The 26,405-nt window shown below is 40.6% G+C and carries 21 protein-coding genes; 11 read left to right on the forward strand and 10 right to left on the reverse strand.

The genetic code is table 11. The annotated features are described in order from the left end of the window. Positions 1-166 precede the first annotated feature (166 nt). From FXV77_RS19880 to FXV77_RS19895, 4 genes are read right to left on the reverse strand one after another with little or no spacing between them, the layout of a single operon-like run. Positions 167-1,420, reverse strand: coding sequence for an MFS transporter (locus FXV77_RS19880; RefSeq protein ID WP_148920997.1), 1,254 nt, complete (start codon positions 1,418-1,420; stop codon positions 167-169). Between the two features lie 9 nt (positions 1,421-1,429). Continuing rightward, positions 1,430-1,891, reverse strand: coding sequence for a ribose 5-phosphate isomerase B (gene rpiB / locus FXV77_RS19885; protein WP_148920998.1), 462 nt, complete (start codon positions 1,889-1,891; stop codon positions 1,430-1,432). A gap of 55 nt (positions 1,892-1,946) precedes the next feature. Beyond that, entirely contained in the window at positions 1,947-3,602 is a 1,656-nt protein-coding gene (locus tag FXV77_RS19890; protein WP_148920999.1) for a ribulokinase, read from the reverse strand. Between the two features lie 11 nt (positions 3,603-3,613). Continuing rightward, entirely contained in the window at positions 3,614-4,996 is a 1,383-nt protein-coding gene (locus FXV77_RS19895; RefSeq protein ID WP_148921000.1) for a sn-glycerol-1-phosphate dehydrogenase, read from the reverse strand. Positions 4,997-5,581: 585 nt separating this feature from the next. Between FXV77_RS19895 and FXV77_RS19900 the strand changes: the two genes are divergently transcribed. Both FXV77_RS19900 and FXV77_RS19905 read left to right on the forward strand, forming a co-directional pair. Beyond that, positions 5,582-8,353 (forward strand): DNA gyrase/topoisomerase IV subunit A, encoded by a 2,772-nt coding sequence (locus FXV77_RS19900; protein WP_148921001.1) that lies wholly within the window; start codon positions 5,582-5,584, stop codon positions 8,351-8,353. Positions 8,354-8,450: 97 nt separating this feature from the next. After that, the gene (locus FXV77_RS19905; RefSeq protein WP_148921002.1) at positions 8,451-8,975 is read left to right on the forward strand and encodes a YceI family protein; all 525 of its coding nucleotides are present in this window, start codon (positions 8,451-8,453) and stop codon (positions 8,973-8,975) included. A 44-nt stretch (positions 8,976-9,019) separates the two neighbouring features. Here FXV77_RS19905 and FXV77_RS19910 read toward each other — a convergent pair whose 3' ends face one another. The 3 genes from FXV77_RS19910 to FXV77_RS19920 are packed head-to-tail and all read right to left on the reverse strand — an operon-like array spanning position 9,020 to position 11,602. Further along, positions 9,020-9,925 carry an aldo/keto reductase gene (locus tag FXV77_RS19910; protein WP_246162535.1) on the reverse strand — a complete coding sequence of 302 codons (906 nt, stop codon included), beginning with the start codon at positions 9,923-9,925 and terminating at the stop codon, positions 9,020-9,022. Positions 9,926-9,929: 4 nt separating this feature from the next. Then, positions 9,930-10,616 (reverse strand): FKBP-type peptidyl-prolyl cis-trans isomerase, encoded by a 687-nt coding sequence (locus tag FXV77_RS19915; protein ID WP_148921003.1) that lies wholly within the window; start codon positions 10,614-10,616, stop codon positions 9,930-9,932. Continuing rightward, a complete protein-coding gene (locus tag FXV77_RS19920) occupies positions 10,613-11,602 on the reverse strand; it encodes a glycosyltransferase family protein (RefSeq protein WP_148921004.1) in 990 nt (329 codons plus the stop codon). The genes FXV77_RS19915 and FXV77_RS19920 overlap by 4 nt, the downstream gene beginning before the upstream one ends. Before the next feature lie 145 nt (positions 11,603-11,747). On the opposite strand from FXV77_RS19920, the gene FXV77_RS19925 reads away from it, so the two are divergent. Then, complete coding sequence (locus tag FXV77_RS19925; RefSeq protein ID WP_246162536.1) at positions 11,748-12,659, forward strand: zinc dependent phospholipase C family protein; 912 nt, start codon at positions 11,748-11,750, stop codon at positions 12,657-12,659. Here FXV77_RS19925 and FXV77_RS19930 read toward each other — a convergent pair. Beyond that, positions 12,634-14,139, reverse strand: coding sequence for an aminotransferase-like domain-containing protein (locus tag FXV77_RS19930; RefSeq protein ID WP_148921006.1), 1,506 nt, complete (start codon positions 14,137-14,139; stop codon positions 12,634-12,636). The two genes, FXV77_RS19925 and FXV77_RS19930, sit on opposite strands and share 26 nt — an antisense overlap. Before the next feature lie 52 nt (positions 14,140-14,191). Here FXV77_RS19930 and FXV77_RS19935 point away from each other — a divergent pair, with 52 nt between their 5' ends. The 5 genes from FXV77_RS19935 to FXV77_RS19955 all read left to right on the forward strand — a co-directional run bounded on the left by FXV77_RS19935 (position 14,192) and on the right by FXV77_RS19955 (position 18,656). Continuing rightward, positions 14,192-16,054, forward strand: coding sequence for a TonB-dependent receptor plug domain-containing protein (locus FXV77_RS19935; protein WP_148921007.1), 1,863 nt, complete (start codon positions 14,192-14,194; stop codon positions 16,052-16,054). 95 nt (positions 16,055-16,149) lie between these two features. Beyond that, a complete protein-coding gene (locus FXV77_RS19940; RefSeq protein ID WP_148921008.1) occupies positions 16,150-16,692 on the forward strand; it encodes a hypothetical protein in 543 nt (180 codons plus the stop codon). Positions 16,693-16,696: 4 nt separating this feature from the next. Continuing rightward, positions 16,697-17,650, forward strand: coding sequence for a DUF4407 domain-containing protein (locus tag FXV77_RS19945; RefSeq protein ID WP_148921009.1), 954 nt, complete (start codon positions 16,697-16,699; stop codon positions 17,648-17,650). A gap of 58 nt (positions 17,651-17,708) precedes the next feature. After that, a complete protein-coding gene (locus FXV77_RS19950) occupies positions 17,709-18,011 on the forward strand; it encodes a DUF4342 domain-containing protein (protein WP_148921010.1) in 303 nt (100 codons plus the stop codon). A gap of 66 nt (positions 18,012-18,077) precedes the next feature. Continuing rightward, positions 18,078-18,656, forward strand: a complete 579-nt coding sequence (locus FXV77_RS19955) for an NADPH-dependent FMN reductase (protein ID WP_148921011.1) — start codon at positions 18,078-18,080, stop codon at positions 18,654-18,656. Here the strand turns inward: FXV77_RS19955 and FXV77_RS19960 are convergent. Then, the gene (locus tag FXV77_RS19960; protein ID WP_148921012.1) at positions 18,602-19,993 is read right to left on the reverse strand and encodes an MBL fold metallo-hydrolase; all 1,392 of its coding nucleotides are present in this window, start codon (positions 19,991-19,993) and stop codon (positions 18,602-18,604) included. The genes FXV77_RS19955 and FXV77_RS19960 overlap by 55 nt on opposite strands. A 187-nt stretch (positions 19,994-20,180) precedes the next feature. Here FXV77_RS19960 and FXV77_RS19965 point away from each other — a divergent pair, with 187 nt between their 5' ends. Genes FXV77_RS19965 through FXV77_RS19975 form a run of 3 tightly spaced genes read left to right on the forward strand, consistent with a single transcriptional unit; the run spans position 20,181 to position 23,826 of the window. Continuing rightward, on the forward strand, positions 20,181-20,963 hold the full coding sequence (locus tag FXV77_RS19965) for an N-formylglutamate amidohydrolase (RefSeq protein WP_187444190.1): 783 nt from the start codon (positions 20,181-20,183) through the stop codon (positions 20,961-20,963). After that, on the forward strand, positions 20,953-22,800 hold the full coding sequence (locus FXV77_RS19970) for a flavohemoglobin expression-modulating QEGLA motif protein (protein ID WP_148921014.1): 1,848 nt from the start codon (positions 20,953-20,955) through the stop codon (positions 22,798-22,800). The genes FXV77_RS19965 and FXV77_RS19970 overlap by 11 nt, the downstream gene beginning before the upstream one ends. Before the next feature lie 15 nt (positions 22,801-22,815). Beyond that, a complete protein-coding gene (locus tag FXV77_RS19975) occupies positions 22,816-23,826 on the forward strand; it encodes an ATP-grasp domain-containing protein (protein ID WP_148921015.1) in 1,011 nt (336 codons plus the stop codon). 74 nt (positions 23,827-23,900) lie between these two features. Here the strand turns inward: FXV77_RS19975 and ggpS are convergent, their stop codons facing one another. Next, positions 23,901-26,144 (reverse strand): glucosylglycerol-phosphate synthase, encoded by a 2,244-nt coding sequence (gene ggpS, locus FXV77_RS19980; protein ID WP_246162537.1) that lies wholly within the window; start codon positions 26,142-26,144, stop codon positions 23,901-23,903. Positions 26,145-26,405: the final 261 nt, after the last annotated feature.

Genomic DNA, 26,405 nt, shown 5'->3' on the forward strand with positions numbered 1-26,405 from the left:
ACATGGTATTTTCATCGTATTCGTACGAACCACCCCTATGCGCAAATATTTTAACTTCTTTTTGCTGCGCAAACGAACTGGAAGCATGAAAAGAGATAATCATTGAAAAAACAATAAAATGAATATGTTTCATATTAATAACGTATTTATTTGTTAGTAGATTTTATCATTCAACGTTGGTTTCCGGCTCCTTTTTCGGCAAGGTGATGAACCTCGTCAGGAATGCACTGATAAAGTATAATCCGGACAATACCCATACAACCCCTTCATCGCCAATTGTTCCGATCAAAGCACCGACAATCGTAGGGCCAACGAACACAGACAAGCCGGCTCCAAGATTGAGAATAGCCATCGCGGCACCTTTATCTTTTTTGACCAACGAAGGCATCAATGCAGAAAGTGGTACATAACCCGCCAATAAGGCACCCCATATTACCCCACAGCCCATGACCGCCCAGTAACTGCCGTCAAACCAAATGGGTGAATAGAAAAGGAGCAATGTTGTGATGCCGCAACCCACGCCCCCAAACCACATCACCGTATTTCGCCAGCCCAAACGATCGCCCACAAAACCAAAAATAAGATTAAAAGCAATGTTACTCGTGAATATGGTTCCCCAAATCTGCAACCATTCTTTGGTACTGAATCCGTGACTAGCCATATAAATAGGTAAAAACACCGGAAAGGCATACATAGCTGTTGTATTAATGACCCGTACAATGCCGCCTATGAGCACTTTAGGTTCATCCCGTACAATGGTGAGTCCTTTCAGCAGTTCCTTTGTCTTCGATCCTGCATCGGTCGACGGTGTAAATTTATCTTTATTAAGTACAAGTGCAAAAAAAGCACCGAGCGATACCCAAAAAATAGAGCTCCATAGCGTATTGTGGTATCCGAGCGCTTCGATCGCCCAACTGGAGTAATATGCACCGCCAACGTTTAAGCCCCCCGTGAAAACAAACCAAAACCAACCCACTGCACGGCCAAGTTTATTTTGCGGTGTCCGGTAGGTTATCCAAACCAAAAATGAATAAGCAAACAGCGGGTAGGACAATCCTCTTATCCCATATGTAATAAGCATAATCGGATAATCGAGATGTTGTATACCTAAGCCCACGAAACCAACGGTACCTATAATATATAGCAATACACCCAACAGCATCGCTTTCCGCGGCCCGTATCCTTCGGCCAGAACTCCCGAAAACCACGATGATATGGCGATGGTTATCCCGTATACGGTAAACAATAGCGCTGATTGCTGCATAGAAAGTCCATTTTCTATGAGATAGGGACTAAGCCACCCCTGTTCAACGCCATCTCCCATCATAAAAATGATGACACCTAGGAATCCCCAGGCAAGGGATTTCGGAAGTCCGATTTTGTCAAAGACAGTGTCTTTTTCTTGTGTAATTGACGTCATAACACTTCGTTATTTACCCGCGGTCTCTTCTTCGTACGAACAGATACGATTTACTTTTTCTGTTGATCCACCTCCAGAAAACTCACTGGACAACCAGATGTCCAACAAGTCTTTGGCCAACTCAAACCCAATCACGCGTTCGCCAAAACAGATAATCTGTGCATTATTACTTTTGCGGGATCGTTGTGCCGAAAATGAATCATGGCATACCGCCGCTCTGACACCTTTGACTTTATTAGCGGATATGCACACACCAATCCCTGTGCCACACACCAGAACAGCCCGTTCAAACTCGCCATTGGCTACCGCCTCAGCCACCTTAAATGCCACATCAGGATATAGGATAACCTCGCCTGCTCCGGCACCATAGTCTACTACCTCATAACCTTTTTCTTCCATGTGCTTTATTAATACGACTTTCATATTATAAGCAGCTTCATCACATCCGATGGCAATTTTTTTCTTTTCCATTATTTTTTCTTTTTAAAGTTCTCTATTCGATATAGCTTTTTATGCGTTAGCGTTATTATAGTATTAATTCTTTTACACCTTCAAGTTTCAGGTATTTTTCATATTGTTCCGCATAATAGTCATGATGTGCTGTATTTGGTTTGTACACCGTTGATATATCCATCTTCATGGCCTTCTGTGCCTGCGGTATATCGGTATATACTCCGGCTACTACAGCAGCGGTGATTGCAGCTCCATGGGCACAGGCCTCCCGGGTAGCAATAACGCTTATGGGCATACCGATGACATCGGCGAGAACCTGCATGACATACGGTGACTTACTGGCAATACCGCCCACCGCTATAATTTCTTCCAGACACCCTCCATTATCCTGAAACTGTGCGGTGAAGGCTTTTGCCCCAAATGCCGTTGCTTCTACTAAAGACCTGTAAACAAGTGGTGCCGTGCTGGATAATGTTAACCCCGCGATGGTACCTTTCAATTCATAATCTACATTTGGAGAGCGGCGGCCGTTTATCCAATCTGTTGAAATGAGATGGCTATCTTCGTGAGGTATCGCCGCTGCGTGACTATTTAGTGCGGGAAGCATTTGAGCGTATACCTCATCGATCAGCTTGGTTTTCGTATCTTGATCAACAATTGTTGTATTGGCCAATATATTATTCAACGGCCACATCAGCATTTTTTTAAACCACGCATATAAATCTCCAAAGCAAGATTGTCCACCTTCATAGCCAATCATCCCGGGTATTATCATATCATAGGCTTGTTGTGGAACTCCGGGAACCTCCTTGTTCGAAGATACCGTAATAGCACAGGTGGAGGTACCTATGATTTCAACAATAGCCCTATCTCTAACCCCGGCGCCGATGGCACCGGCATAACAGTCGAGATTCCCGACGGTCACGATGACTTTGTCGTTCAGGTTGAGTCTTTCAGCCCATACGCGAGTCAATGTGCCTACCGGTTGGTCCAACGTATAAGGTTCTGGGCGAAATGTGTCTATTAACCCTCCCAAGGCAGGATCGAGTGCTTTGAAATATGTATCTGGAGGGTATCCGCCCCATGCTTTATTCCACATCCCACGCGAAGAGGCAGTACTCATTCCGCGCAACAACGTTTCGGGCGTCGTATTGCCTGTCAATTCTCCAGGAAGCCAATCGCACAATTCAACGAACGAATGAGCAGCAGTTCTTATTTTGTTATCCCTGAAGATGTGAAGCGCCTTTGCCCAGAAGTGTTCTGTGGAATAATTTCCGCAGAGTTCGGACCGTGTATAATCTGTATGCCATGTCTTTGAAAAAGTATTGAGATGATCACAGGCCTGTTGACTGGTATGATCTTTCCATAAAACAAACATCGCATTTGGGTAGTCCTCGAATTCGGATTTCATAGCAAGGGGGCTTCCTTCATGGTCCACAGCAACAGGCGTCGACGCGGTCGTATCGATACCGATTGCTTTCACATGATGCTTTGAACCGGGAACCTTATTTAAAACTGCATTTATGACATACTCGATTGCTTCCAAGTGGTCTACGGGATGTTGTCTGAACTGAAACTTAACAGGATTGCAATATAATCCCCGTTTCCATCTTGGATACTCTTTGATTGATAACGCTAATTCCTTTCCTGTTTCAGCATCTATCAAAGCAGCTCTGGCCGAATCGGTTCCATGATCAACCCCAATCACCAGGTTATTCGAATGTTTCATAAATCTGTTTTTCAAATAGCCAAAACCCCACCATCAGCGAAAAGTTCATCTATCCATTTATCGAAATAGCCTGTCCGATAGGCTACATCCAAAACGGTGAATCTGCTTCTTAATTTATGGGCTTTATAAAAGCTTTCTCTCAACCGATCTTTTGTGATACCGATTTGCTCACATGTTACCGGAGCGCCTGTCAGTTCCAGACGTTTTTTTGTTTCTTCATACGGAGTTAATTGCTTTTTTAATTTTTCCTGTATTTCGGGCCAGTTATTTTTTAAAACGGTGAGTTGCTCTTTCAGTCTTTCTTTTGATATATATTTATCGGAGACCTGTTTAAGCGAAAACAATCTAGGCCCCTCTTCGGTAAACATTTCATTGACCTCAGCAATCTGTTCCTCCAGGGGTTTCCACTGACTTACAGCTTTATCAACGTCAAGCTGATCGAGAGGTGTTTCAAATATTCGCTCATATAAAGCGATTACAGTAAGTGTGCCTATACCTACCTTGAAACCATGAGACGGTGCCTGCTCGTCCCGATCTTTGTATAGACCGTATATTTTTGCCATTTCACCTTTGAAGGTATGATGCTCCATATCCCATAAATGGCTAAATTGGTGTTCAGCTCCCGATGCAGGGCGACTTGATTGCAGCGATTGCATAGCAAAACCAGCCAGCATCAACCCTTCAGTCAATGGTTTTATAGCTGCAATATCGCCGGATTTTACCCCTTCCGGGTATTGCAACGCGTGGGCCAATCCATCCTGTACAGTATGCCATGACTGGCTGTCTATCGATTCGACACCTAAAGCATCTGCAAGTATCCAATCGGCGCCTGCGGGTACTTTTGCGTACAAATCAGCATAACCCGAAGCATTACTTACTGCAGGTGCATCGCACATCACTGCTAAGTCTGCCACGATTGCCCTTGGTGCTGGACATTCCATAGTCATCTTCGCTCCGGATTTTGTAATGGAAGCTCCGTATGCAGAATATCCATCCATGGATGCCGCGGTAGCCACACACATATAGGGCTTGTCCACCTCGTGACTAGCTCGTTTAACAAGGTCGTTAATTACACCAGATCCCACCGCGATGGCAATAACATCGACAGGCTCGAGGTGAGGAACAATCTGTTGTACAAAATTATACTCTGCATACAACTTGGGATCATCGATGATTACCGGTGAGGCATACTCCAAATCGGCTTGGGATAGGTGATGATGAACGGCCTCGCCCGCTTTCGGATAGGTGTTTTTATCCGCAATGATGAGACCCTTTTTACCTGGAAATTGATCTTTAAATATTTGTGCAATCTCCCCTAACACATTTTCGCCAAGCTTAAGAAGCTTAGTTTCATTAGCAAGGCTTAACGCTTTTTCTACTTCATTTTTACTCATAACATTCGTTATATTTATTTGTTTATCTAAATTTTTGCCAGTATATAGATTGATTATTCATGATGCTAAATAACGTATGTCGTCGTACGCCAATCAAGTAGCGTACCACCGGCATCACGATCATATCCCCATTCTGGATGGCGAAATCTCCTAAAGCGCTGGTGTATGGTTCATAACGGAAGCCGTATGCAACAAAACAAACAATACGAAATAGATCGAAATAAAAAAGTCTATACTACAAATATAAACAAAATAAATCGAAATTATAATAAAATTTAAAACAACTTAATTCCCCTCAACAGATTAGTGATATTGATGAAAAAAAATAAACAAATACCTCATATTCAATATTTTAAAAAATAATATAAATTTTAGACTTTGTATTTAAAGCGAAAGGAAACACATTCGCAACACAAAAAAGAAACAAAATGAAAACAAATTAAACCCAAAATGAAGAGTCCCTCATTGTCACAGACGGAACAAATAGTAAAGCTATTTTTCTTTTACCATTCTCGGTTTTTTCGTACTTTTACCTACTTTCAGAGTAAAACAAACTGTATCAAAATAAAAGTCATTTTATTTTAAATGAGCGAAGAGACAAATTTTCCAAACGGAGGGAATCCAGATCAGCATACGGACAATCAAGAACACGAGTTAAATTCGACAACAATACCGCTATCGGGCTTGTATGAAAACTGGTTTCTGGATTATGCTTCTTATGTAATCCTGGATCGTGCTGTCCCGCATATCAATGATGGTTTTAAACCTGTACAACGCCGTATCCTCCATTCGTTAAAGGAGATGGATGATGGACGCTACAATAAAGCGGCGAATGTGATTGGTAATACGATGAAATACCATCCGCATGGTGATGCATCTATTGGTGATGCGATGGTTCAACTCGGTCAAAAAGATCTGTTAATCGACTGTCAAGGAAACTGGGGAGATCCTATCACAGGAGACTCTGCAGCTGCCCCACGTTATATTGAGGGTCGTTTGTCTAAATTTGCCAACGAAGTAGCCTTCAATCCAGATACGACCGAATGGCAATTAAGTTATGATGGCCGAAACAAAGAACCCGTTACACTTCCTGTAAAATTTCCTCTTCTGCTGGCACAAGGCGCGGAAGGTATTGCGGTAGGATTGGCGACCAAAATCATGCCCCACAATTTCATCGAACTGATTGATGGTTCAATACAAGTACTGAAAGGAGAACGTCCCAATCTATTTCCAGATTTCCCGACAGGCGGATTTGCTGATGTTTCCAATTATAATGAAGGGCGCAGGGGTGGAAAAATCCGCGTACGGGCGAAAATTGAAGAAAGAGATAAAAAAACATTAGCGATTACGGAAATTCCTTTTGGCAGTACAACAGGAGGACTAATAGAAAGTGTGGTTACGGCCAATGAAAAGGGTAAAATCAAGATAAAAAGAATTGAAGATAATACCGCTGAAAATGTAGAAATTATTGTACACCTAGCTGCAGGTATTTCTCCTGATGTAACGATAGATGCACTCTATGCGTTCACTGCATGCGAAACGTCCATTTCGCCGAATACCTGTGTCATTATCGATAACAAGCCACACTTTATGAGTGTGAACGACATCTTGATCGAAAATACGAAACAAACGAAGGCGCTCTTGAAACGGGAACTTGAAATCAAGCTTCATGAATTGCAAGAGAAAATATTCTTCAGTTCGCTGCTCAAGATTTTCATTCAAGAAGGTATGTATAAGCATCCGGATTATGAAAATGCAGGTGATTTCGAAACGGTTGTGAAAGTACTAAATAACCTTTTCGAGCCATTCTTTGATCAGTTTTATCGCGCTATAACCCCTGAGGATTATAAAAGGCTTATTGATAAACCGATGAGTAGTATCACCCGCTTTGATTTGAAGAAAGCCGATGAGCAGATGAAATCGCTGGAAGACGACATCAAAGTGGTCAAAAAAAATCTCCGAAATCTAACGGAATTTACTATTGACTGGTATGAACATTTACGCAACAAATATAGTAAGGGGCGCGAACGCAAAACGGAAATACGTATTTTTGACAAGGTGGAAGCCTCGCAAGTTGCTCTTGCCAATGCCAAGCTTTATGTAAACCGTATCGAAGGTTTTATTGGAACAGGTATGCGTAAAGACGAATTCGTATCAGAATGTTCCGACATCGATGATATTATCGTATTTCGTGCAGATGGAAAATACTCCGTTACCAAAGTACAGGACAAGATTTTTGTGGGAAAAGATATTATCCACGTTGCCGTCTTCAAAAAAGGTGATGATCGAACCATTTATAACGCTATTTATAAAGATGGCACTACGGGAACGAGCTATATCAAACGTTTTGCAGTAACAGGCGTAACACGTGATAAAGAATATGATATTAGCAAAGGGATAAAAGGCTCTAAGGTCCTTTATTTTACTGCCAATCCAAATGGAGAAGCAGAAATAGTCAACATACAGCTTAAGCCACATTCGAAATTACGTAAACTCACCTTCGATCTTGATTTTGCTGAAATTGCTATCAAAGGAAGGGGTTCACAGGGAAATATTGTTTCCAAATACCCTTTAAAAAAGGTTTCATTCAAAAATGCCGGCGTTTCCACTCTCGCCGGGCGTAAAATATGGTTTGACGATGTTCTTCGTCGGCTTAATGCGGACGAACGTGGACGATATTTGGGTGAATTTGATGGAGATGATAAAATCCTGCTAGTATATCCAGACGGGTCCTACGAATTCTCTAGCTTCGATCTCAGCAATCACTTTGACAGCAATGTTTTGCGGATGGAGAAATTTATACCGGAACATGTATATACGGCCGTTCACCAAGACGGTAAATCGGGGACATACTATGTAAAACGGTTTAAGTTTGACGACCAACCCATTGGCAAGCGCATTTCTTTTATCAACGAAGCTCCTGGTTCTAAGCTTACCGTACTTACAAACGGTACGGAACCCGTAGCGCGTGTAAATCTGTTAAAGGGAAAAACACAAACGCCGGAAACGTTGGAACAACCGCTAAACGAAATTATCGATATCAAAGGCATGCGAGCACAAGGTAATCGACTTTCATTCCATACTGTAAAGAAAGTGAAGTTGATTACAGAGGAAGTTGACTTTACGGAAAAAGTGAAACTGCAAGCCGATGATGATACTCTTTCGCTTGCTGATAATACCGAAAAGGAAATCACGGAAGAAGCTTTGAAACAGGAGCCTACTGACAATGAAGCAGCAGATGAGAAAAATGGAGAAGTGGATGTGCTACAAGATAACGCAGATGATAACGTCAGTTTTGAAATTACGAATCCCGATGATATTAATCTCGACGATTCGGGGCAGACATCATTGTTCTAATCCTCTTTCTTCTTTTCTTAACATACATCAATGTACTCAAACAATATTTGAACCATATTTGTATTGTTCAGATAATAAATAAAACAGAAAATAGATTATGGCAAAATGGAATTTAGACAAAGCGCATAGCGAGCTTGAATTCAAAGTAAAACATATGATGATATCCAACGTCAAAGGAGTTTTTCTTGACTTTGATGTTATAGTGGATGGTAGTCCAGAAGATTTATCTCAAACGCAAGTAGGTGTAGAGATAAAAACAGCATCGATCAATACTAAAAGTGAATCTCGTGATGAACATCTGAAAAGTGCTGAATTTTTCGATGCGAACACCTACCCCACTATAAAGTTTAAAACAACCGAAATAAAGAAAATAGACAACGACGAATTTGAATTAACTGGTGACCTAACGATTAAAGATGTTACGAAACCCGCAATGTTGACAGCAAAATACGGGGGTACAGCGAAAGACCCTTGGGGAAATCAAAAAGTGGGATATACCGTATACGGCAAAATAAACCGCCAAGATTTCGGATTGACATGGAATACTGCATTGGAAACAGGTGGTGTTATGGTCAGTGAAGAGGTTAAATTTTACGCGGAAGTACAATTTATCCTTTCTTAAAGTCAGAAATAAAAGTAGAGACGAAAGAAATTTCGTCTCTACTTTTATAAATGCTCTTTATACGCCAGTTTACGGATACTCCGCTCCAGTTCTGTACGATTTTTTTCAGACAACGCAATTGGTCGTTCTATTATGTCCTTCAGATCATTCAATTGCGCCAATGTACGTACACCTACTGCAGCTACATCCACGACAGGACGACTGAGGACGTACGTTAGTAAAAGATGGGTTTTACTGATACCTAACGAAGATGCTAGTTTTTCTACGTTCCGTTGTGCACGTCCTACTTCTCCTGAAGTCAATTGCAAATAGTCCTTCGCAGGTTTATCAATTAACAATCCCTGTGTCAGTGCGCCACGACTGATAACGGAAATATTTTTCTCCTCCAAGAGAGGAAAAACAACTTCCGATCTACGATCTAATAGATTATATTGCATCATGACACTAACAATATTAGACTTTCTGGCATATTCTCCGATTACGTTCGGGCGTATAGAAGAAAGCCCATAATAGCGAATCTTGCCTTCTTTCACCAACTGCTCAAAGGCTTCTATAATTTCATCGATAGGATCTTCTATTGTTCCGCCATGCAATTGATATAAGTCAATATAGTCTGTATTCAGCCGTGCCAATGAGGCATCTACGGCCTTCACGATGTAAGATTTAGAGGCTTTCCAATCCCATGTACTGCCGTCCGAACGCCATTGATTGCCGACCTTGGTTGCTAGAACGACTTTATCACGTATGGGCGCTAATACTTGGCCGATCATATCTTCGTTCATGCCACGCTCATACAAATCGGCCGTATCAAAATAATTTATGCCCAATTCGAAGGCACGCTGCAAGACTTCTGTGTTTTGTTTTGTAGCGCCACCTTTAAGCGACATCGTCCCTATACCGATGGGTGCTATCTCCAGTTCTGAATGACCTAATTTCGTTAACGCTATCATTGTCCTACATCGTTGTTTCTTGCTCCTTTATCCCAATTAATTCAATTTCAAAAACCAACGGACTATAAGGTGGTATATCCACCCCGGCACCACGTTCGCCATATCCCAATTTCGAGTGGATATACAACCTATATTTCGCCCCACTTGACATTAATGGAATGCCTAATTGCCATCCTTTAATGACATTAGCTAAGTCAATATTCAAAGGCTCACCACGTTCATAGGAATTGTCAAAAACCTTTCCATTCGCCAATGTGCCTTTATAATGTACCTGTACTTCATCGTCTCCCGTTGGTTTTGCTCCGCTCCCCTCTTGAATCACTTCATAATAAAGTCCGTCTTGGAAATGTTGTATACCAGGCTTTTCCTTAATCGTATCGAAAAATACCGTTTCTTCTTCCTTGAATGCATTGATTCTTTCCTCAGCTGCTTTGGCGAATGCGGCCTTAATAATACGTATCCCCTCCTCTTCGCCAATCAGTTCCTCATTTCCTTGTATAGCATCATTTACACCCTGTAAAAAAGTTTCCGAATTAATCGCAATGCCGCTGCTCGCAAGTGAAGAGCCTACATCCTTACCCAATGCATAGGAGACAGAATCCGCATTCGATTTTAAAACCTGTCCTTGCGTTGCGGAGACACCTGTAAATGTAATTGCCATCACGGCAAACCCAATCTTCTTTATATTCATTGTTTATATTTTTCCACTATTTTCGTCACAATTTCCCTTGTCATATTAGGATAGTCAACCGTAACTTTGATTTTACTGTTTAACCATGCTTCAATAGCATAATCGAACTTTTTCTTCAAACTATTAATCACCGGAACACCCATCTGTTCTAAAGCTGCTGCATTTAAATGCTGTTCATATTGGTTTTTCATTGGAATCACCAATAATTTCTTTTCCAGAAATAGCGCCTCAGCGGGTGTTTCAAATCCGGCACCACACAGTACACCTGAAGCATTCGCCATACTTTTTACAAATGTATCGCTCCTTATCGGATTAATGGTTACATTCTTAACCGTGAATTTCTTTTTGTTGTGCTTGGAATAGACGTCCCACTTTACATCCGAAAACTTAGAAAGATTTTTCAGTAAATGCGCATCGTCGTATGCAGGCAAATAAACAGTATAATGTCCGTTATCTTTAGGGTCAAGCTGACGGATAGACTCTCGTATCACGGGCGTATAAATATGGTCGTGATAGGCTTTGAAGTGAAATCCATAGGCCATACTTGAAGGAGCATAATTTTTCATAATGAACTTACCCAACATGTCCGTTTCCTCTGGTTTAGGACTTGCGGGGTGTAATGCGCCTATCTGATGACTAAGCCCAATGCACGGAATTTCCCGTGTTTGACACGCCCAAGCCGAAATAGGCTCGAAATCATTGATGATGAGGTCATATTTTTCCACAGGCAGGCTATTTATCTCTTTCATAAATCGCCGAACAGTAGAACTCATAAACGTACGCCACAAATCCACTCCCCCTGATTTTCCAAAAATAAAACTCAAACCATGCAGGCGGTATTTGACAGGAAACGGCAGTTCTATATCTGCTTGGATGCCGCTGACAAGCACATCTACTTCCCCCAATGTCTGCAATATCGGAATGATGTCCAACGCTCTACATAAATGACCGTTACCTGTTCCTTGCACTGCGTACAATATCTTCATTATATCGCTTTCTTTTAAGTGTCCAAAGTACTAATTTTCCTTCATTTAGGGAACAGATAATCTACTTTAATTTAAATTTATTATCTTTAGTACAAACCATCTATACGAGTGAATTATGTACAATAAATATTGTTACCTTATTAGCATGTTCCTTATTCTAATGCTCAGTTCATGGGGATTTTATGCGCACAAAAAAATTAATCACGCAGCCGTGTTTACACTACCTACACAACTGGCAACATTCTACAAAAAGCATATAGATGTGATCACGGAAAAAGCCGTGGACGCAGATAAAAGATGTTACGTTGATTCTTTAGAGTCTCCTAGACATTTTATTGACATCGAAGAGTATGAAGACGGCGATATGGATTCCATTCCCATACATTGGAGTCGTGCGACAGCGAAATTTCAAGAACGTAAGTTACGTGCAAGCGGCATCGTACCTTGGCAGATATATTTCACCTATCAGAAATTGGTAAAGGCATTTCGGGATCATAACACAGATGCCATCATTCGCCATTCCGCCGATTTAGGCCACTATGTGTCGGATGCACACGTGCCGCTCCACACAACGCGGAACTATAATGGCCAACTGACCGGACAAATTGGTATTCATGCTTTTTGGGAAAGCAGATTGCCGGAGATGTTTGCCGATGAATATAACCTGTTCGCTGGAAAAGCCCAGTACCTTGATAACCCACTCGATTCTGCATGGGTTATTGTACGGGAAAGTCATGCTTTAGTTGATTCGGTACTATTATTCGAAAAAAAACTCTCCGAAACCTTCCCGAAACATCTGCAACGAAGTTATATTACACGGAACAATGTACTTATTTCTACGTATTCGGACGCGTATGCCCGTGCTTACCATCAGCGTATGCAGGGTATGGTAGAAGATCGTATGCGAAAATCCATTCAACGGACGGGCTCTTTTTGGTTTTCAGCTTGGGTAGATGCCGGCCAGCCTGCTTTAAAGGGCAAATTCAAACCCGATCAAAAAGACGAAGAAACGGAGATTGAATACAAGAAAATTATCGGACGGGAGGAATGGCATTGACGGAATCCATACATTTCCACAATATTTCCAATGCCTGCTCAATTTCGGTTTCATTTAAATGACCGAATCCTAACCGCATGGCGGATAATGTATTATTCTGATACAATAAATTCTTTGGAATAAATAAGTCCTCGTTTCTACATAAATTTGCGATTTGAAAAAGCGAAAAACGCTTATCCCAAGTTGTCCATAAGGCTAAACCGCCCGAAGGCTTTTGGAACGCTACGCGTCCATTAAAGCGCGTTTCTAGAATTTCGCAGAACAAATCCCGTCGTTCACGATATACTTTCAGCGATTTTTTGAGATGTCGATGAATCTCCCCCTCCTCTATCATTTCGCCTAAAGCCTGTTCCATAATCACATCTCCTTGCCTATCGATGATGCCGAGATATTTACGCATTTCCGCAATAAGATTATCCGGAGCTACGACAAACCCTGTCCGAAAAGCTGGCGCAAGCGATTTTCCGAAGGAACCGACGTACACCACCATCCCGTCAATATCCCCACTTGCTAAAGGCATAACCGCCGTCTGTTCGTATTGAAAGTCATAATCGTAATCATCTTCCACAATCAGAAAACCATATTCCCGTGCCAACTGCAGTAAGGTGATTCGTTTTTGTGCAGATAAAGTTACTGTCGTAGGGTAATGATGATGTGGCGTAACATAAACCATACGAATCTCACCTGGTTTAAAATGTGTGCGGATGTAATCTATATTAATACCGCTTTCATCTATTGGAATAGTGCGTACCCTTGCACCCATTTTCTGAAAAACCATATTAGCAGAAAACATACTTAAATCGCCCACCAAAACTTGATCGCCTTTCGAAAGCAAGATCTGCGAAATGATGTATAAACTCATTTCCACACTGCGCGTGATGAGCAAGTTATTTTTTGAAATATGTAAACCCCGAGAGAAATTCAAGTAGTTGCTCAACTGTTCTCGAAAATATTCACTCCCTTCCATCTGATGTCTTATAAGGCGCTTCAAATTGTGTTTACGTTTCATCGAAGCACTGTACCATCGGGAAAGATGTTGCATTTGTGTTAGGCGTATATCTGGCTGTCCATCATTGAAAATCAGACTGCAATCCGAAGATTCGAAAGGATTATCCAAAATGGTCGATTCCCGAAATACGAACCCTGTATGGGTCGGGTACTTCGCTAGTGAAATCAATTTTTCGTAAGGTTTATCGAGTTTTACTTGTTGAGATTGATTGATAACAAATGTACCTTTGTTTGGCCTTACTTCAACCCATCCTTGCGCATCCAATTCATCGTAGATAGCGATAACCGTCTTTCGATGCACCTGCAACACTTCACTCAATGCCCTTGTTCCCGGTAGCTTCGTGCCCACCAATAAATATCCACGCTGAACGGCATTTATCACCTGTTGGGAAACCTGTAAATATATAGGTTGTACAGATGTTCTGTCAATAAGTACAAAACTGGAGAACAAATCTAAAACCGGACTACTCATCTTATTAAAATTGGAACCATATAACAATCCGGAAAGATAATATTTTTGCCGCATGAAATTCATAAACAGCAATCAAATATTATTAGCCGCGGCATTTTTACCTTTGTGGGGATATGCACAAGAAACAAAACTAGACAGTATTCAGGAGGTGATGGTTCATGCAAATCGCTTACAAATTCCGTTCAGTAAAGATAACAGAAATGTGGAGATTTTAAGTGCAGAGCAAATTAAACAACTACCTGTCAAAAATTTGAATGAAGTATTGGGGTTCTTAAATGGTGTTGACTTACGGCAACGTGGTCCTTTCGGTGCTCAGGCAGATGTAAGTATCGATGGAGGAAGTTTTGAACAGACCTTAATATTGGTCAACGGTGCAAAGGTTTCCGATTCACAAACGGCGCACCATAGCCTAAACCTGCCTATCCCGTTAGATGCGATCGAGAGAATAGAAGTACTTCGGGGTGCAGCAGCACGTATTTACGGTATCAATGCGTTGACTGGTGCAATCAATATCATCACGAAGACTGTAAACAAAACCTCGATACAGGCCAATGTATATACAGGAAGCCCTTTTAAAAATAGGGACGAAGAGGATAAGGATGGTATTTATTATCACGCTGGAACGCAAGTCGGAGCAGGCTGGTTTAAAGAGAAACACCAACATCAGTTTTTTTACAACAAAGAAAAATCTAATGGTCAACGTTATAATACGGCATCCCAAAACGATAAAATATTTTATCAAGGAAACCTCGCGATAGATGATCATAACGAAATGGAATGGTTAGGCAGTTATATGTATAATCGTTTTGGGGCTAACGGTTTTTATGCTGCTCCTGGTGACCGGGAGTCTGAAGAAATTGTAGAAACTGTATTTGCTTCTCTTGGATCCAAGCATCAGCTTTCTGAGCGTTTCTATCTTAGTCCGCGTATTACCAACCGCTATAACGAGGATGATTATCGTTATATGCGGCAGAACCTCGCTGTAGGTCGTTCACAGCATTATACCAATGCCTTCTCCATAGAGCTAAATAGTCGTTACCAAACTACCTTTGGTGACTTTGGGTTAGGTCTGGAATCCCGTTTAGATCGTATCGCAAGTTCTAATATGGGTGATCATAATCGAAACAACCACGGCGCTTATGCGGAATTTAGAACTGAGGAGATAAAAAACATGTCGGTCAATGTCGGTGCGTATATTAATTATAACACACAGTACGGCTGGCAAGTTTATCCCGGTATCGACCTAGGGTATAGCATAACGCCAAAATGGAAACTCGTATTTAATACCGGAACAAGTCAGCGTATCCCCTCTTTTACCGATCTTTACTTAAACCAACGTCCGGGAAATATCGGCAATCCGGATTTGTTCTCGGAGGATGCCTGGCAAACCGAAGGGGCTATTAAGTTCCAAAGCACCAATTTTATTGCCCATGGAGGATATTTTTATCGAAACATCCGAAACTTTATTGATTGGATAAAAACGGATGTAAACGATCCCTATCAACCATTTAATATTGGCAAAAATAAAGTACACGGGATAAACACCAATTTTTTATATACCTTTCAAGCAGACGATATTCGGTACAGGGTGAATCTAGGATACAATTACCTGCATGCATCTTTAGTGCAAACCGAAGACGTGATATCTAAATATAGTCTGGAAAATCTAAAACATCAGGCGAAGTTGCTCTTCATGGCAAACAATTCGGTTTGGAACGCGTCTATAGCTAACCGCTTTAATCAACGAATATCAGACAAATCTTATTTCTTGACAGATATACGGATTGGTTATAATTTCCCTTCGCTTTCCATCTATACAGATGCACAGAACATCTTTGATGTTACCTATATTGAAACAAGTGCTATTCCCATGCCAGGAAGATGGTATAGTTTAGGAGTCTTTTACCGACTATAAAGAGGCTTTCACCTATTTTTATAATCCATTGACCTAAATCCTCTCCCATTTTTTTTCCTTTCCTCCGTATTTTGTTGTAACATAACACGAAACAAATGGGATGGCTTACATTTTTTAAAAAGAACAAAGACGGTCGGAACGTAGCAGAAGTTCCGTCCGTTCCCGTTAATGCATCAGCAGTATCCACGGATAATACGTCTCAACTGAACGGAGCATCCGTACACGACGGACAAGGTATTTTCCTTATCTACAATTATCTGCGACAGGATTTCGAAACGCGTGGATATAATGATGCACTAACCAGTCCCGATGAAGGCTATCGAAATGACAATATAAAATTAATTAAATACGACCTGGAGATTTTAATCCATCAGGTCAGAACCTATCATGATTCCCTCATGAAAGACATCGAGTTTCATATTCATTCCCGAGAACGAGCCGGATTAATAGATCTAGTCGATGAATTAAGAATCAAACAAACGGATCTGTTGGATCATATAGAAAAGGTCAAGACATTTGAACAAGCATTGCAGATAGATACCGGTTTGTATGAACGTGCTATCCTATCTTACAAACGAGGTTTTATGAAAGGCATGGCTTCCATTACCCAAGCTTATTTATTAACCAAGAGATTCTAAATATATGAAAGACTGGTGGTTAAAATTCGGATGTTTCTTAACAGGTTTCAATTATAATCTCGTCAAAAACTCCAGCGAGCAATCGGCAAAAAATGTTAAAAAGTACACGTCGGCCATGTTGCTTATCGTCTTGGTGTGGTTCTTCATCGGTTATAGTTTTGCTACACGCTACCTACATTTAGCTGGTTGGGAAGGTATTTTCGGTGGTTTATTAATGAGCTTTGTGGTCATTCAAATAGAACGCATTATTATATTATCTACACGCGTCAGTACTTGGTCTACCGTATTCCGTATATTACTTGCTTTGGTGATGTCTATACTGGGTGCATTTATTATGGATCAGATTACCTTCAAAGACGATATTGAATTACGTAAAGCACAAGTAATGGACGAGCGGGTAAAAATTGCGGTCCAACAATCAGAAGAAGATATACAGAAACAAATCCAAGCCCTGGATACGATGATTGCGGCTGCCAATTTAAGATACGAGACGGTCAGCGAAGATCTTAAAAAGAATCCGGTTATCGTAACGTCTTATACTAATCGTAGTGTCACGAGAGACAGTGAAGGTAAGGAGATAAATAGTACCCAATCGACGAACAAGTCCGTCATGGAAAATCCGAAAAAGCTGGAAATGGAACAATTGCATAAACAAATCGAAACGTTACAAAATAAAAAGTTTGCATTGGCAGCTTCCATTACGTCCATTAAAGAACGAAAGGAACAGGAGTTAAAGGCCTCTACTGGTTTTCTGGATGAATTGACATTATTGCACGATGTAGTCACGTCCTCCTCTATCGGACTTTTTGTTTATTTGCTCTTTCTATTCTTTTTTCTTGCCATTGAATTGTTCGTCTTAGTTATGAAATTAACCGAGGGCGATTCGGACTACGACAAACTACTTCGACATCAAACAGATATCAGGGTACAGATGTTAGAAAAACTGCGTTCCACCTAAACAAAGCTATATTAGATATTGTTATTCATTATATTAAACAACTAAAAACAAATATATTATGTCATTCAAAGAAACATTTATTGTAAACGGCGAAAACCTGTTAAAGAAAATAAAGGAAATTATTGCCGATGGCAACGTCACTAAAATTAGCATCTCGGATAAATCCGGAAAAGAAATCATGAGTTTTCCCGTCACGATTGGAGTCGTAGGTGTGGTATTCGCCCCCATATTCGCTGCTGTAGGAGCTTTAGCTGCACTTCTTACAGAATGTAAAATCACCGTGGAAAAGCGAAAAGACGACGATGTTCCTCCTTCAAACGAACCTCCAAAAGAAGAAGGAACGATTATAGAGGTTAAGTAAAGGTAAGTTTCCAAAACCAATTGCTTTGGATACTTGTTATGATTACAACACATAACATAAAATATCATGGCGACAAAAACAATTGGTATAATCGTAGGATCTTTAAGAAAGGGTTCCTTCAGCAAAAAGATTGCAAAGTTTCTTATCGACAATGCACCAGCAGACTATACCTTAGAGCGTATAGAAATTGGCGACCTCGCTTTGTATAATCAAGATTATGACGAAGGTGAAAGTCCTTCGTCTTATGCTCCTTTTCGAGAGAAGATCAAATCGCTAGATGGGGTTATTTTCATTACACCGGAGTATAATCGCTCCGTACCCGGAGTATTAAAGAATGCAATAGATGTAGGTTCTCGACCTTATGGCCAGAATGCTTGGGAAGGAAAACCAACATTGGTAATCTCTTCGTCTATCAGTAACCTCAGTGGTTTTGGTGCAAACCACCATTTACGGCAATCGCTTGTTTTCCTTGATATGCCTACATTGCAACAGCCAGAAGTTTACCTCGCCAATGTACAAAACTTATTCGACGACAACGACTATTTAACTAACGAGGATACCGCTAATTTTTTAAGAGAGGTATTGGATTCTTATGCAAAATTTGTCGAACAGTATTTCAAAAACTCTTTCATCCCACCCGAATAATTTTTGACCTTGTCAAATCCATTTCTCTTTAAAAGAGAATAAGCAATGGTGGAACGATCACCTGCCTGACAATGAATAATGACCTGTTTATCTTTGTCTATTTTATCAAGATTATCCTGCAATGTTCCCACAAAAACATGGTCTGCTCCTTTTACATGTCCTTCTTCGTATTCGATAGCACCGCGTACATCAACAATTTGCGCATCTTCATTATCGATATATGCCTTAAATTCATCTGTAGAAATCACATCTGCTGTTTCTAGTTCCAAACCTAAATTATGTACATCTGAAATGTAACCGTATACATTATCCATACCTATACGCATCAGCTTACGTGTTAAATCTTCCATTTGGTTATCCTCAGCTACCAATATGAACTGTTCTTGATAACTCAGTAGCCAGCCACACCAAGTAGAAAAGGAATTATTGGCCTGAATATTTAAGCTTTCGGGTATAAACGCTTGAGCAAAATCGGCTTTCTTGCGGGTGTCTATAATCTTGAGCCCTTTCTTATAAGCAGAGAGGAATTGTTCTCTTGATAATTTTGGATGTTTCGGCACCTCTATCAGTAAGGGGCGGTCGACCTTGTTGAGATACTTCATCATTGCAAAATATATAGGCGGTTCGGGTTGATCTGCCAAAAAATAATCGGCAAACCCCTGTTCATCCTTATCGTATTGAAACGCCCAATTTCGGATTTTTTCGTAGCCTACTGTAGAACTATGTACCGCTCCTAATGCTTTTCCACAAGCAGATCCCGCGCCATGTGCCGGCCATACTTGAACATACTCGGGTAGCGCTGCAATTTTTTTCAGCGACTGAAACATCTGCTTAACCCCTACTTCTTTCGTCCCCATCAACCCTGCAGCTTTTTCTAACAAATCAGGACGTCCAATATCTCCGACAAACACAAAATCACCTGTAAATACCATGACAGGCTTATCCGTAGCCGGATGGTCAATCAACAAAAAGCTGATACTTTCGGGGGTATGCCCGGGTGTGTGCATAACTTCCAAACTCAGGTTACCTACCTTAATGACATCTCCCCCCCGGAGTCCTTCATGTGGAAACTGATATTGCCAGTCCTCACCACCTTCATCGGAAAGATACATCTTAGACCCGGTAACAACCGCCAATTCCCGAGAACCACAAAGGAAATCGGCATGGATGTGCGTTTCGGCGATATGCGTGATACGAAGATTATTTTCTTTAGCAATGTGAAGATATACATCGATATCTCTTTGGGCGTCAATTACGATAGTTTCACCTGTAGCTTGACAGCCTATCACATAGCTACCTTGCGACAAACTTTTATCATAAACGTGTTGAAAAAACATAATCCTTATTTTAAGTATTTCTATATTAACTTTTTCTGTTGTCTTGTACAAAGTTCCTATTTAATTTTTATTGTTTTGTTACTTTAGTTACACAAGTTTAGATTTCTATAAAGTCGGTTTCTCCTTCTTCGTTTCATAAAACTATTTGTCGACTAACATGTTATTATTAACAAAAGAGAAAATAGATATGGCATCATTATTTCGATACAGTGTACACTTTGCTGACAGTCCTTTCTGGGCTTTTGCTATCCACGACGGACATCAGGTAGATCCGACTGCCGAGCAGTTTATCCTGTTAGATGAAACCCAACGGTTAAGAGAAGAAGATCCTTATACTGCCTCTATGGTAGAATTGCCGGTCAATCAACTTTTTGTAGCGACTTCCCGCTTTCAATTGGATGTTAATCGTAAAGTAGAAGATTCTGTATACTTACGTCCAGACCAAGCCTGGGGACTGGAGGTTTGGAGAGATACATTGCCATCCACTATTTTACAACAGCTCTATGACGAGCACCAGAAGTTCTATCAACAGATAGATAGCTACATACAACATACCATTGATAAGCACGGTTTTTTCGTTGCTTTTGATGTTCATTCCTACAATGCTCAACGAATCAGTGAAGAACAGCCAGTAGATAAGCAAGCCAATCCACAGATAAACCTCGGGACACATTATAATAATGAGAAATGGAGATCTGTCATTAATGGTTTTATAAATAGCGTACAAGAACAACAACTTTTAGGAAAAGCTATTGATATTCGCGAGAACGTAAAATTTAAAGGTGGATATCTGGCACAGCACATTCTCCAAAAATTTCGTGACCGAGGTTGTGTCCTATCGATCGAATTCCGAAAAGATTTTATGAACGAATGGACCGGTCTCCCCTATCAACCTGTTATTCTTGAATACAAACAACTGTTACTTCACACATTAAAAGATTTGCAAAAGTTAGACATATATGGAGTTTAAAGATAAGATATTGCCCCAACTATTACGGGCAATTAAAAACCGAACGCCCATACACAAACAAATACCCAATAAAGGAAAAATTGTTTTTAACAAAATAGTTCCTTATCTATTTATATATCGCGTTCCAGATTCGGGTAAAGATCGCATGCTGTCAGAACTAACAAAATCGGAGTTAGCTAGCGTGATCCTTTTGCCCAATGGCGACGATGATCAGGTAAGCCAGTGGATTCCGAAGTTGGCAAGCGCGCTGGCGGATGAGTTTGGCACCTGCTTGCTTATTGAGGTCTGGAACGCCCCAGAGGATCAAAATACGGATATTGCAGTTCATCTGTCACAAAAAAATGCATTGGTATTAGCTGAATATCTAAAGAAAAATATTGAAACCGAGGCCCCTGAGCTCCTCGTAGAACTTAAAAAAGAAACAAAGTTACCGCGGCCGCCTCGGCTACCACTTCTGGTGAATACGGCTGATACAAAAAGTAACATAGTCCTCTCTCTCGGTATATCGGTTCGTAAGATATATGAAGATAGCGATGGCGTACATTTACCATTATTAGCTCGCGTTTTTCGAGAATCATTAGCTAAAGGTCTATCCAGACTATTCTTTGAATTTGTGCGGCTGTATACTACAGCCAAAGCGACAGAATTTAAAATGAAAGGCCAAGAGAAGCTCTATGCCGAAATATATGATGTCGATCGAGCACTTGCAAAGGAAAGCCAAAAGTTTGATTTCCTGTTGCTGGTGACGCCGACCAATTCGCACGATGCATGGCTACAATTCAAAAAGGATAAATACCGAAAAGCACCCGTTTTTCATTATCGCCCCATACCAATTGACCCCGATATCGTGAAGCGAAACTTGTATAACCTACGTATTGAAGATATCTATGACCCAACAATAGCTTATCTTTTTAGAGATAAACGACGCGAGCTAGATGATATGATGACCATGCTAGCTTCGCGAGGTACATCGGATTTCAAATATGGAAGCCTGATGGTTTTTGGCAATGTAGATGAACAATTATATGAATTGGCTAAAGCTGTTCTCACGGCTATTGATAGTATTTCACAAACGGTTAAACAAAAGGCAGACGAAGAATATCTAGATGCCAAGGCATTTGCGCAGCTGGCAGAAGAGGAAATATCTTTTCTTCAACAACAATCCCCTACCTTCAAAACCAGTGTACGTGTACGTGATGATATTGCCGGTGTTATGGTGAACCATGGGGTTCTGAATATCAGTAAACAATACAAAATAAGTAAACGCAGAGCACTTGCGCTTATTCAGCATGAAGTTGGCACCCATATCATTACGTACTTCAATGGAAAAGAACAACCTTTTAGTTTCTTCCGCCTGGGCGTTCCAGGATATGAGCAGCTACAAGAAGGACTTGCTGTTCTTGCTGAATATTTGGTGGGCGGACTTACTAATGAACGGTTACGTATATTAGCTGGACGTGTTATCGCTGTACAGCATATGCTACTCGGGCATTCATTTGTAGAAACGTTTGATATGCTGCACGAAGAATACGGTTTTAGTATGAATACATCTTTTACCATGACCATGCGTGTATACCGTTCCGGCGGTCTCACTAAAGACACTGCTTATTTACAGGGATTTAAAGAACTTATTCAATATATACAAGACGGCAAGGATTTAAATCTATTGACAATTGGCAAGATCCGAGAGGATTATCTGCCGATTGTACATGATTTGATCCAACGGGGTGTGTTGCGGCCTCCACGCATTAAGCCACGTTACTTACACGAGCCTTATACGGAAAAATTAAAAGATTTAAATCAGTTTGCCAGTATTTTTAAAATGATTAATTACTAATAATAAAGAAAATATATGAACATAGCATTCGTAATCAACCAAACGCACAAAGAGGAAACAATATTTACGACCACTTTACTTGCTTTTAAAGCACATAAGCGTGGACATACCGTACTTTATATCGGTTTGGCAGACTTCAGTTACCATAACGAAAATAGTGTCGGAGCATACTCCCGTGTATTAAAACCAACGGAAGAAGTAAAAGACGCAGAGAAATTACTTGAGATGCTCCGTGATAGGGAGAAAGAGTACTTCGATGCACATGATATGGATGTACTATGGCTTCGTTATGATCCGGTTGTCGATATGATTAATCGCCCATGGGCATCTCCAACAACACTCCAATTTGCACAGCTTATCAAACGGAGAGGTACATGGGTTATTAACGATCCCGATAAATTAGTGGAAGCGACAAACAAATTCTATTTGGAGTATTTTCCAAAAGAAATTCGTCCGAAAACCATTATTACCCGATCCTATGAAGATGTGGTTAATTTTCTAGACCAACAGAACAATAAGATCATCCTTAAACCATTAACTGGATCTGGAGGTAAAAATGTATTTCTGGTAAAAGAAGATGAACGACACAACTTAAAGCAAACAGTAGAAGTTATTACGCGCGACGGCTATTTACTTGCGCAAGAGTATTTGCCTGAAGCCGCCAACGGCGACATTCGCTTTTTTCTATTGAATGGTGACCCAATACAAATCGATGAGAAATATGCTGCGGTCAACCGTGTACAACAAAAAGGCGATATCCGGAGTAATATACATCAAGGCGGAAGTGCCCAACAGGCAGATATTGATGATACTATTTTAGCTACTGTTTCTCAAGTCACCGAGAAACTTAAAGAAGATGGCATGTATTTCGTAGGGCTGGATATAGTAGGCGATAAAATAATGGAAATAAACGTATTTAGTCCAGGTGCACTCAACCTGGCTTCTAAACTTAACGACGTAGACTTTGTTGATTTTGTTTTAGATGATGTCGAGAAACAGGTCGAGAAACGGAAAAATTCTAAATAGAATAATTACGTCGAACTGCCATCGTACCCTTTAAAAAAAGCCCTTCAATATTTTGAAAGGCTTTTTTTTACGTATTATTTCACGCTCTTCTCCAGTTCTTTCACAAAGTCTTTTCCCCAATAATGGATATCATAATACTTCACTTGATCATACAATCTCTTGATACGGGAAGCTCGCTCCTCTTCTGGCATTAGGAGCGTTTTTAATAAGCTGTCTTTCATACTTTTCATATCATATGGGTTTGTTAGAACAGTATAAGGAAGTTCAACAGATGCGCCCGCAAACTCCGACAAGACCAAGGCACCCGCCCCCTTAATAGCTCCCTGCACCGCAACGTATTCTTTCGCTACGAGATTCAACCCATCCCTTAAAGGTGTAATCCAGGCGATGTCACTGATGGCGTAGAGCTTCACGACGTCTTCAAACGGTAATGATCTATAAAAATATTGAATAGGCGTCCAGTCCATTGTAGCAAAACGGCCGTTGACCTCCCCTACGGCACGATTAACCTCATCACGTATATCATCATATATTTTCATACCCTGTGAAGGCGGTGTACAAATGTTGATCAATTCTACTTTTCCAAAATATTCCGGATTTTCATCGAGAAACTCGCCAAATGCATGAATTTTTTCCAACGGTCCTTTAACATAGTCAAGACGTTCCACAGAAAGAATGGTAGTCATCTTATTGGCAGTTTTCCTTTCAAGCGTAGCGGAAATTTCCTTTTTAATATCCGCTTGTTTCAAGATAGATCGTATCTTTTCCATATTCACTCCAACCGGTTGTGCACCTAACCGTACCCGACGACCATCTATCTCAATAACTTTAGTCATTTGGCTTACACCTAATGCGCAGCTATAGGTCAGAAATTGTTTTGCTGTGTTGATCCGTTTTACGACCTTAAAAGGTGTGTGCGACCGCAGTACGTCGATAAAATTCTCTACGTATCGTGGGATGTGGAAACTAATGAAATCACATAGCAATAAGCTTCCTATCAGCTCTCGGCGCCAAGGAATGATATTGAAAATATCGGCTGCTGGAAACGACGTATGATGGAAAAAACCGATCTTCAAGTCTGGACGTAGCGGTTTCAAGTAAGCCGGAACCATCCAAAGGTTATATTCGTGAATCCAGACCAATGCATCTTGATCAGCTTCCTTCGCAATACGCTCCGCAAAAATTCGATTGATTTTTAGATAATGCTCCCAATCGTCATGATTGAATTTCGCTTTATCTACAAAAGAGAAAATCGTCGGCCAAAAAGCTTCCTTCGAAAAAACCCGATAAAACTGATCAATATCCTCTTTCGAAAGACCGATAGTAGCTGCCACCAAGTTTGGATACTTTTCTTCATCAATCAACTGATTGGGGACATCTGGCGCATCCTTTTGTTTCACTTCCTCTCCGACCCAAACACCGGAGCGTTCTTTTTCAAATAACCCAAGTAACGAAGGGATAATACCATTGGGGCTTTTCGGAGCTACCCTCACCGTTTTCCCATCGACAAGCTCCTGTTCGAAAGGCAGCCGATGGTAAACAACAACCAACTGATTAGAACCTTTGTTAGGTTTCGACGATTTATATTGATCTACCGAATCAGCATATTTACGAAAGGGTTTAAAGTGTGCCATTGACTCGATAATACCACCTGCCCCAGGTTCGATAGCTTGGTAAACATTTTTATACTTAGCCGTATGTTCAAGCAATGCCGATTCCGCCTCCCCTACAACAACTCCCTTATACTCAGTATAATACAAGGAGAGGTCATTCAGCGTATCGCCTGCTACCAATACATTCTCTTCATTAATATCCAGATGCTCAACCAACGCTTTTAAGGTACTCCCTTTGTTCACATCTTTGGGTAAAATATCCAAATACTTGTTAACCGAGGTGATGACGTCACAATCGAAACTCTCTGCTATCCCATAGATGTGTGATAAATCCGTATCCGTATCATAGTAGAAAGAGCAGCGTCGTTGCTGCGGGACTTCCTGATAGACAACATCCGTTTTTTCCAAAACGCTCGAACGTATTGCATAAGGAGAAGGCCATCTGCTTTCGATATTACCTTGTATAGGTTCAATGGTTTCCAATGTTAATCCATCGACCACCGTCGCTCCAACGTCTGCAATAATATAGTTAGGTTTTGGAATGAGTGGATCATTAAGCAAAGGGATAACAGATTCCAAACCGCGTCCCGTAACAAACACCAACTGTATATCAGAAAATTGTTTAATTAATCGATACAGACGCAGCCTACTTTTCATACTCCCACCTAAAAATGTTCCATCCAAATCTGTTGCTAATAGCATCATATCATGTTCCTTTTAATCGTTTAAATTTTAATTTGATTGGCATATATAAAGAATTCGCTAAACCGAATACGATTGGGCATATTAAAATTAAACCCCTCTTGCCATTTGAAAAGCCTAAATATAACAAAAATTAAACTATAAAGCAAATACAATAGTAAATTAGCTGCTATATAAAGCTTTGATCCGCTTGCATAACAAATTTATTTACGGGCTGCGAATAAATTAAAAATAATAAGTTGTATATTTAACACAACAACCTAT

Source organism: Sphingobacterium phlebotomi (assembly GCF_008180195.1).
GTDB lineage: Bacteria > Bacteroidota > Bacteroidia > Sphingobacteriales > Sphingobacteriaceae > Sphingobacterium > Sphingobacterium phlebotomi.

Coding starts and splice junctions, on each gene's coding strand:
- FXV77_RS19880 (WP_148920997.1), bottom strand. CDS start 1,420: ATGACGTCAATTACACAAGAAAAAGACACTGTCTTTGACAAAATCGGA.
- rpiB (WP_148920998.1), bottom strand. CDS start 1,891: ATGGAAAAGAAAAAAATTGCCATCGGATGTGATGAAGCTGCTTATAAT.
- FXV77_RS19890 (WP_148920999.1), bottom strand. CDS start 3,602: ATGAAACATTCGAATAACCTGGTGATTGGGGTTGATCATGGAACCGAT.
- FXV77_RS19895 (WP_148921000.1), bottom strand. CDS start 4,996: ATGAGTAAAAATGAAGTAGAAAAAGCGTTAAGCCTTGCTAATGAAACT.
- FXV77_RS19900 (WP_148921001.1), top strand. CDS start 5,582: ATGAGCGAAGAGACAAATTTTCCAAACGGAGGGAATCCAGATCAGCAT.
- FXV77_RS19905 (WP_148921002.1), top strand. CDS start 8,451: ATGGCAAAATGGAATTTAGACAAAGCGCATAGCGAGCTTGAATTCAAA.
- FXV77_RS19910 (WP_246162535.1), bottom strand. CDS start 9,925: ATGATAGCGTTAACGAAATTAGGTCATTCAGAACTGGAGATAGCACCC.
- FXV77_RS19915 (WP_148921003.1), bottom strand. CDS start 10,616: ATGAATATAAAGAAGATTGGGTTTGCCGTGATGGCAATTACATTTACA.
- FXV77_RS19920 (WP_148921004.1), bottom strand. CDS start 11,602: ATGAAGATATTGTACGCAGTGCAAGGAACAGGTAACGGTCATTTATGT.
- FXV77_RS19925 (WP_246162536.1), top strand. CDS start 11,748: ATGTTCCTTATTCTAATGCTCAGTTCATGGGGATTTTATGCGCACAAA.
- FXV77_RS19930 (WP_148921006.1), bottom strand. CDS start 14,139: ATGAGTAGTCCGGTTTTAGATTTGTTCTCCAGTTTTGTACTTATTGAC.
- FXV77_RS19935 (WP_148921007.1), top strand. CDS start 14,192: ATGAAATTCATAAACAGCAATCAAATATTATTAGCCGCGGCATTTTTA.
- FXV77_RS19940 (WP_148921008.1), top strand. CDS start 16,150: ATGGGATGGCTTACATTTTTTAAAAAGAACAAAGACGGTCGGAACGTA.
- FXV77_RS19945 (WP_148921009.1), top strand. CDS start 16,697: ATGAAAGACTGGTGGTTAAAATTCGGATGTTTCTTAACAGGTTTCAAT.
- FXV77_RS19950 (WP_148921010.1), top strand. CDS start 17,709: ATGTCATTCAAAGAAACATTTATTGTAAACGGCGAAAACCTGTTAAAG.
- FXV77_RS19955 (WP_148921011.1), top strand. CDS start 18,078: ATGGCGACAAAAACAATTGGTATAATCGTAGGATCTTTAAGAAAGGGT.
- FXV77_RS19960 (WP_148921012.1), bottom strand. CDS start 19,993: ATGTTTTTTCAACACGTTTATGATAAAAGTTTGTCGCAAGGTAGCTAT.
- FXV77_RS19965 (WP_187444190.1), top strand. CDS start 20,181: ATGGCATCATTATTTCGATACAGTGTACACTTTGCTGACAGTCCTTTC.
- FXV77_RS19970 (WP_148921014.1), top strand. CDS start 20,953: ATGGAGTTTAAAGATAAGATATTGCCCCAACTATTACGGGCAATTAAA.
- FXV77_RS19975 (WP_148921015.1), top strand. CDS start 22,816: ATGAACATAGCATTCGTAATCAACCAAACGCACAAAGAGGAAACAATA.
- ggpS (WP_246162537.1), bottom strand. CDS start 26,144: ATGATGCTATTAGCAACAGATTTGGATGGAACATTTTTAGGTGGGAGT.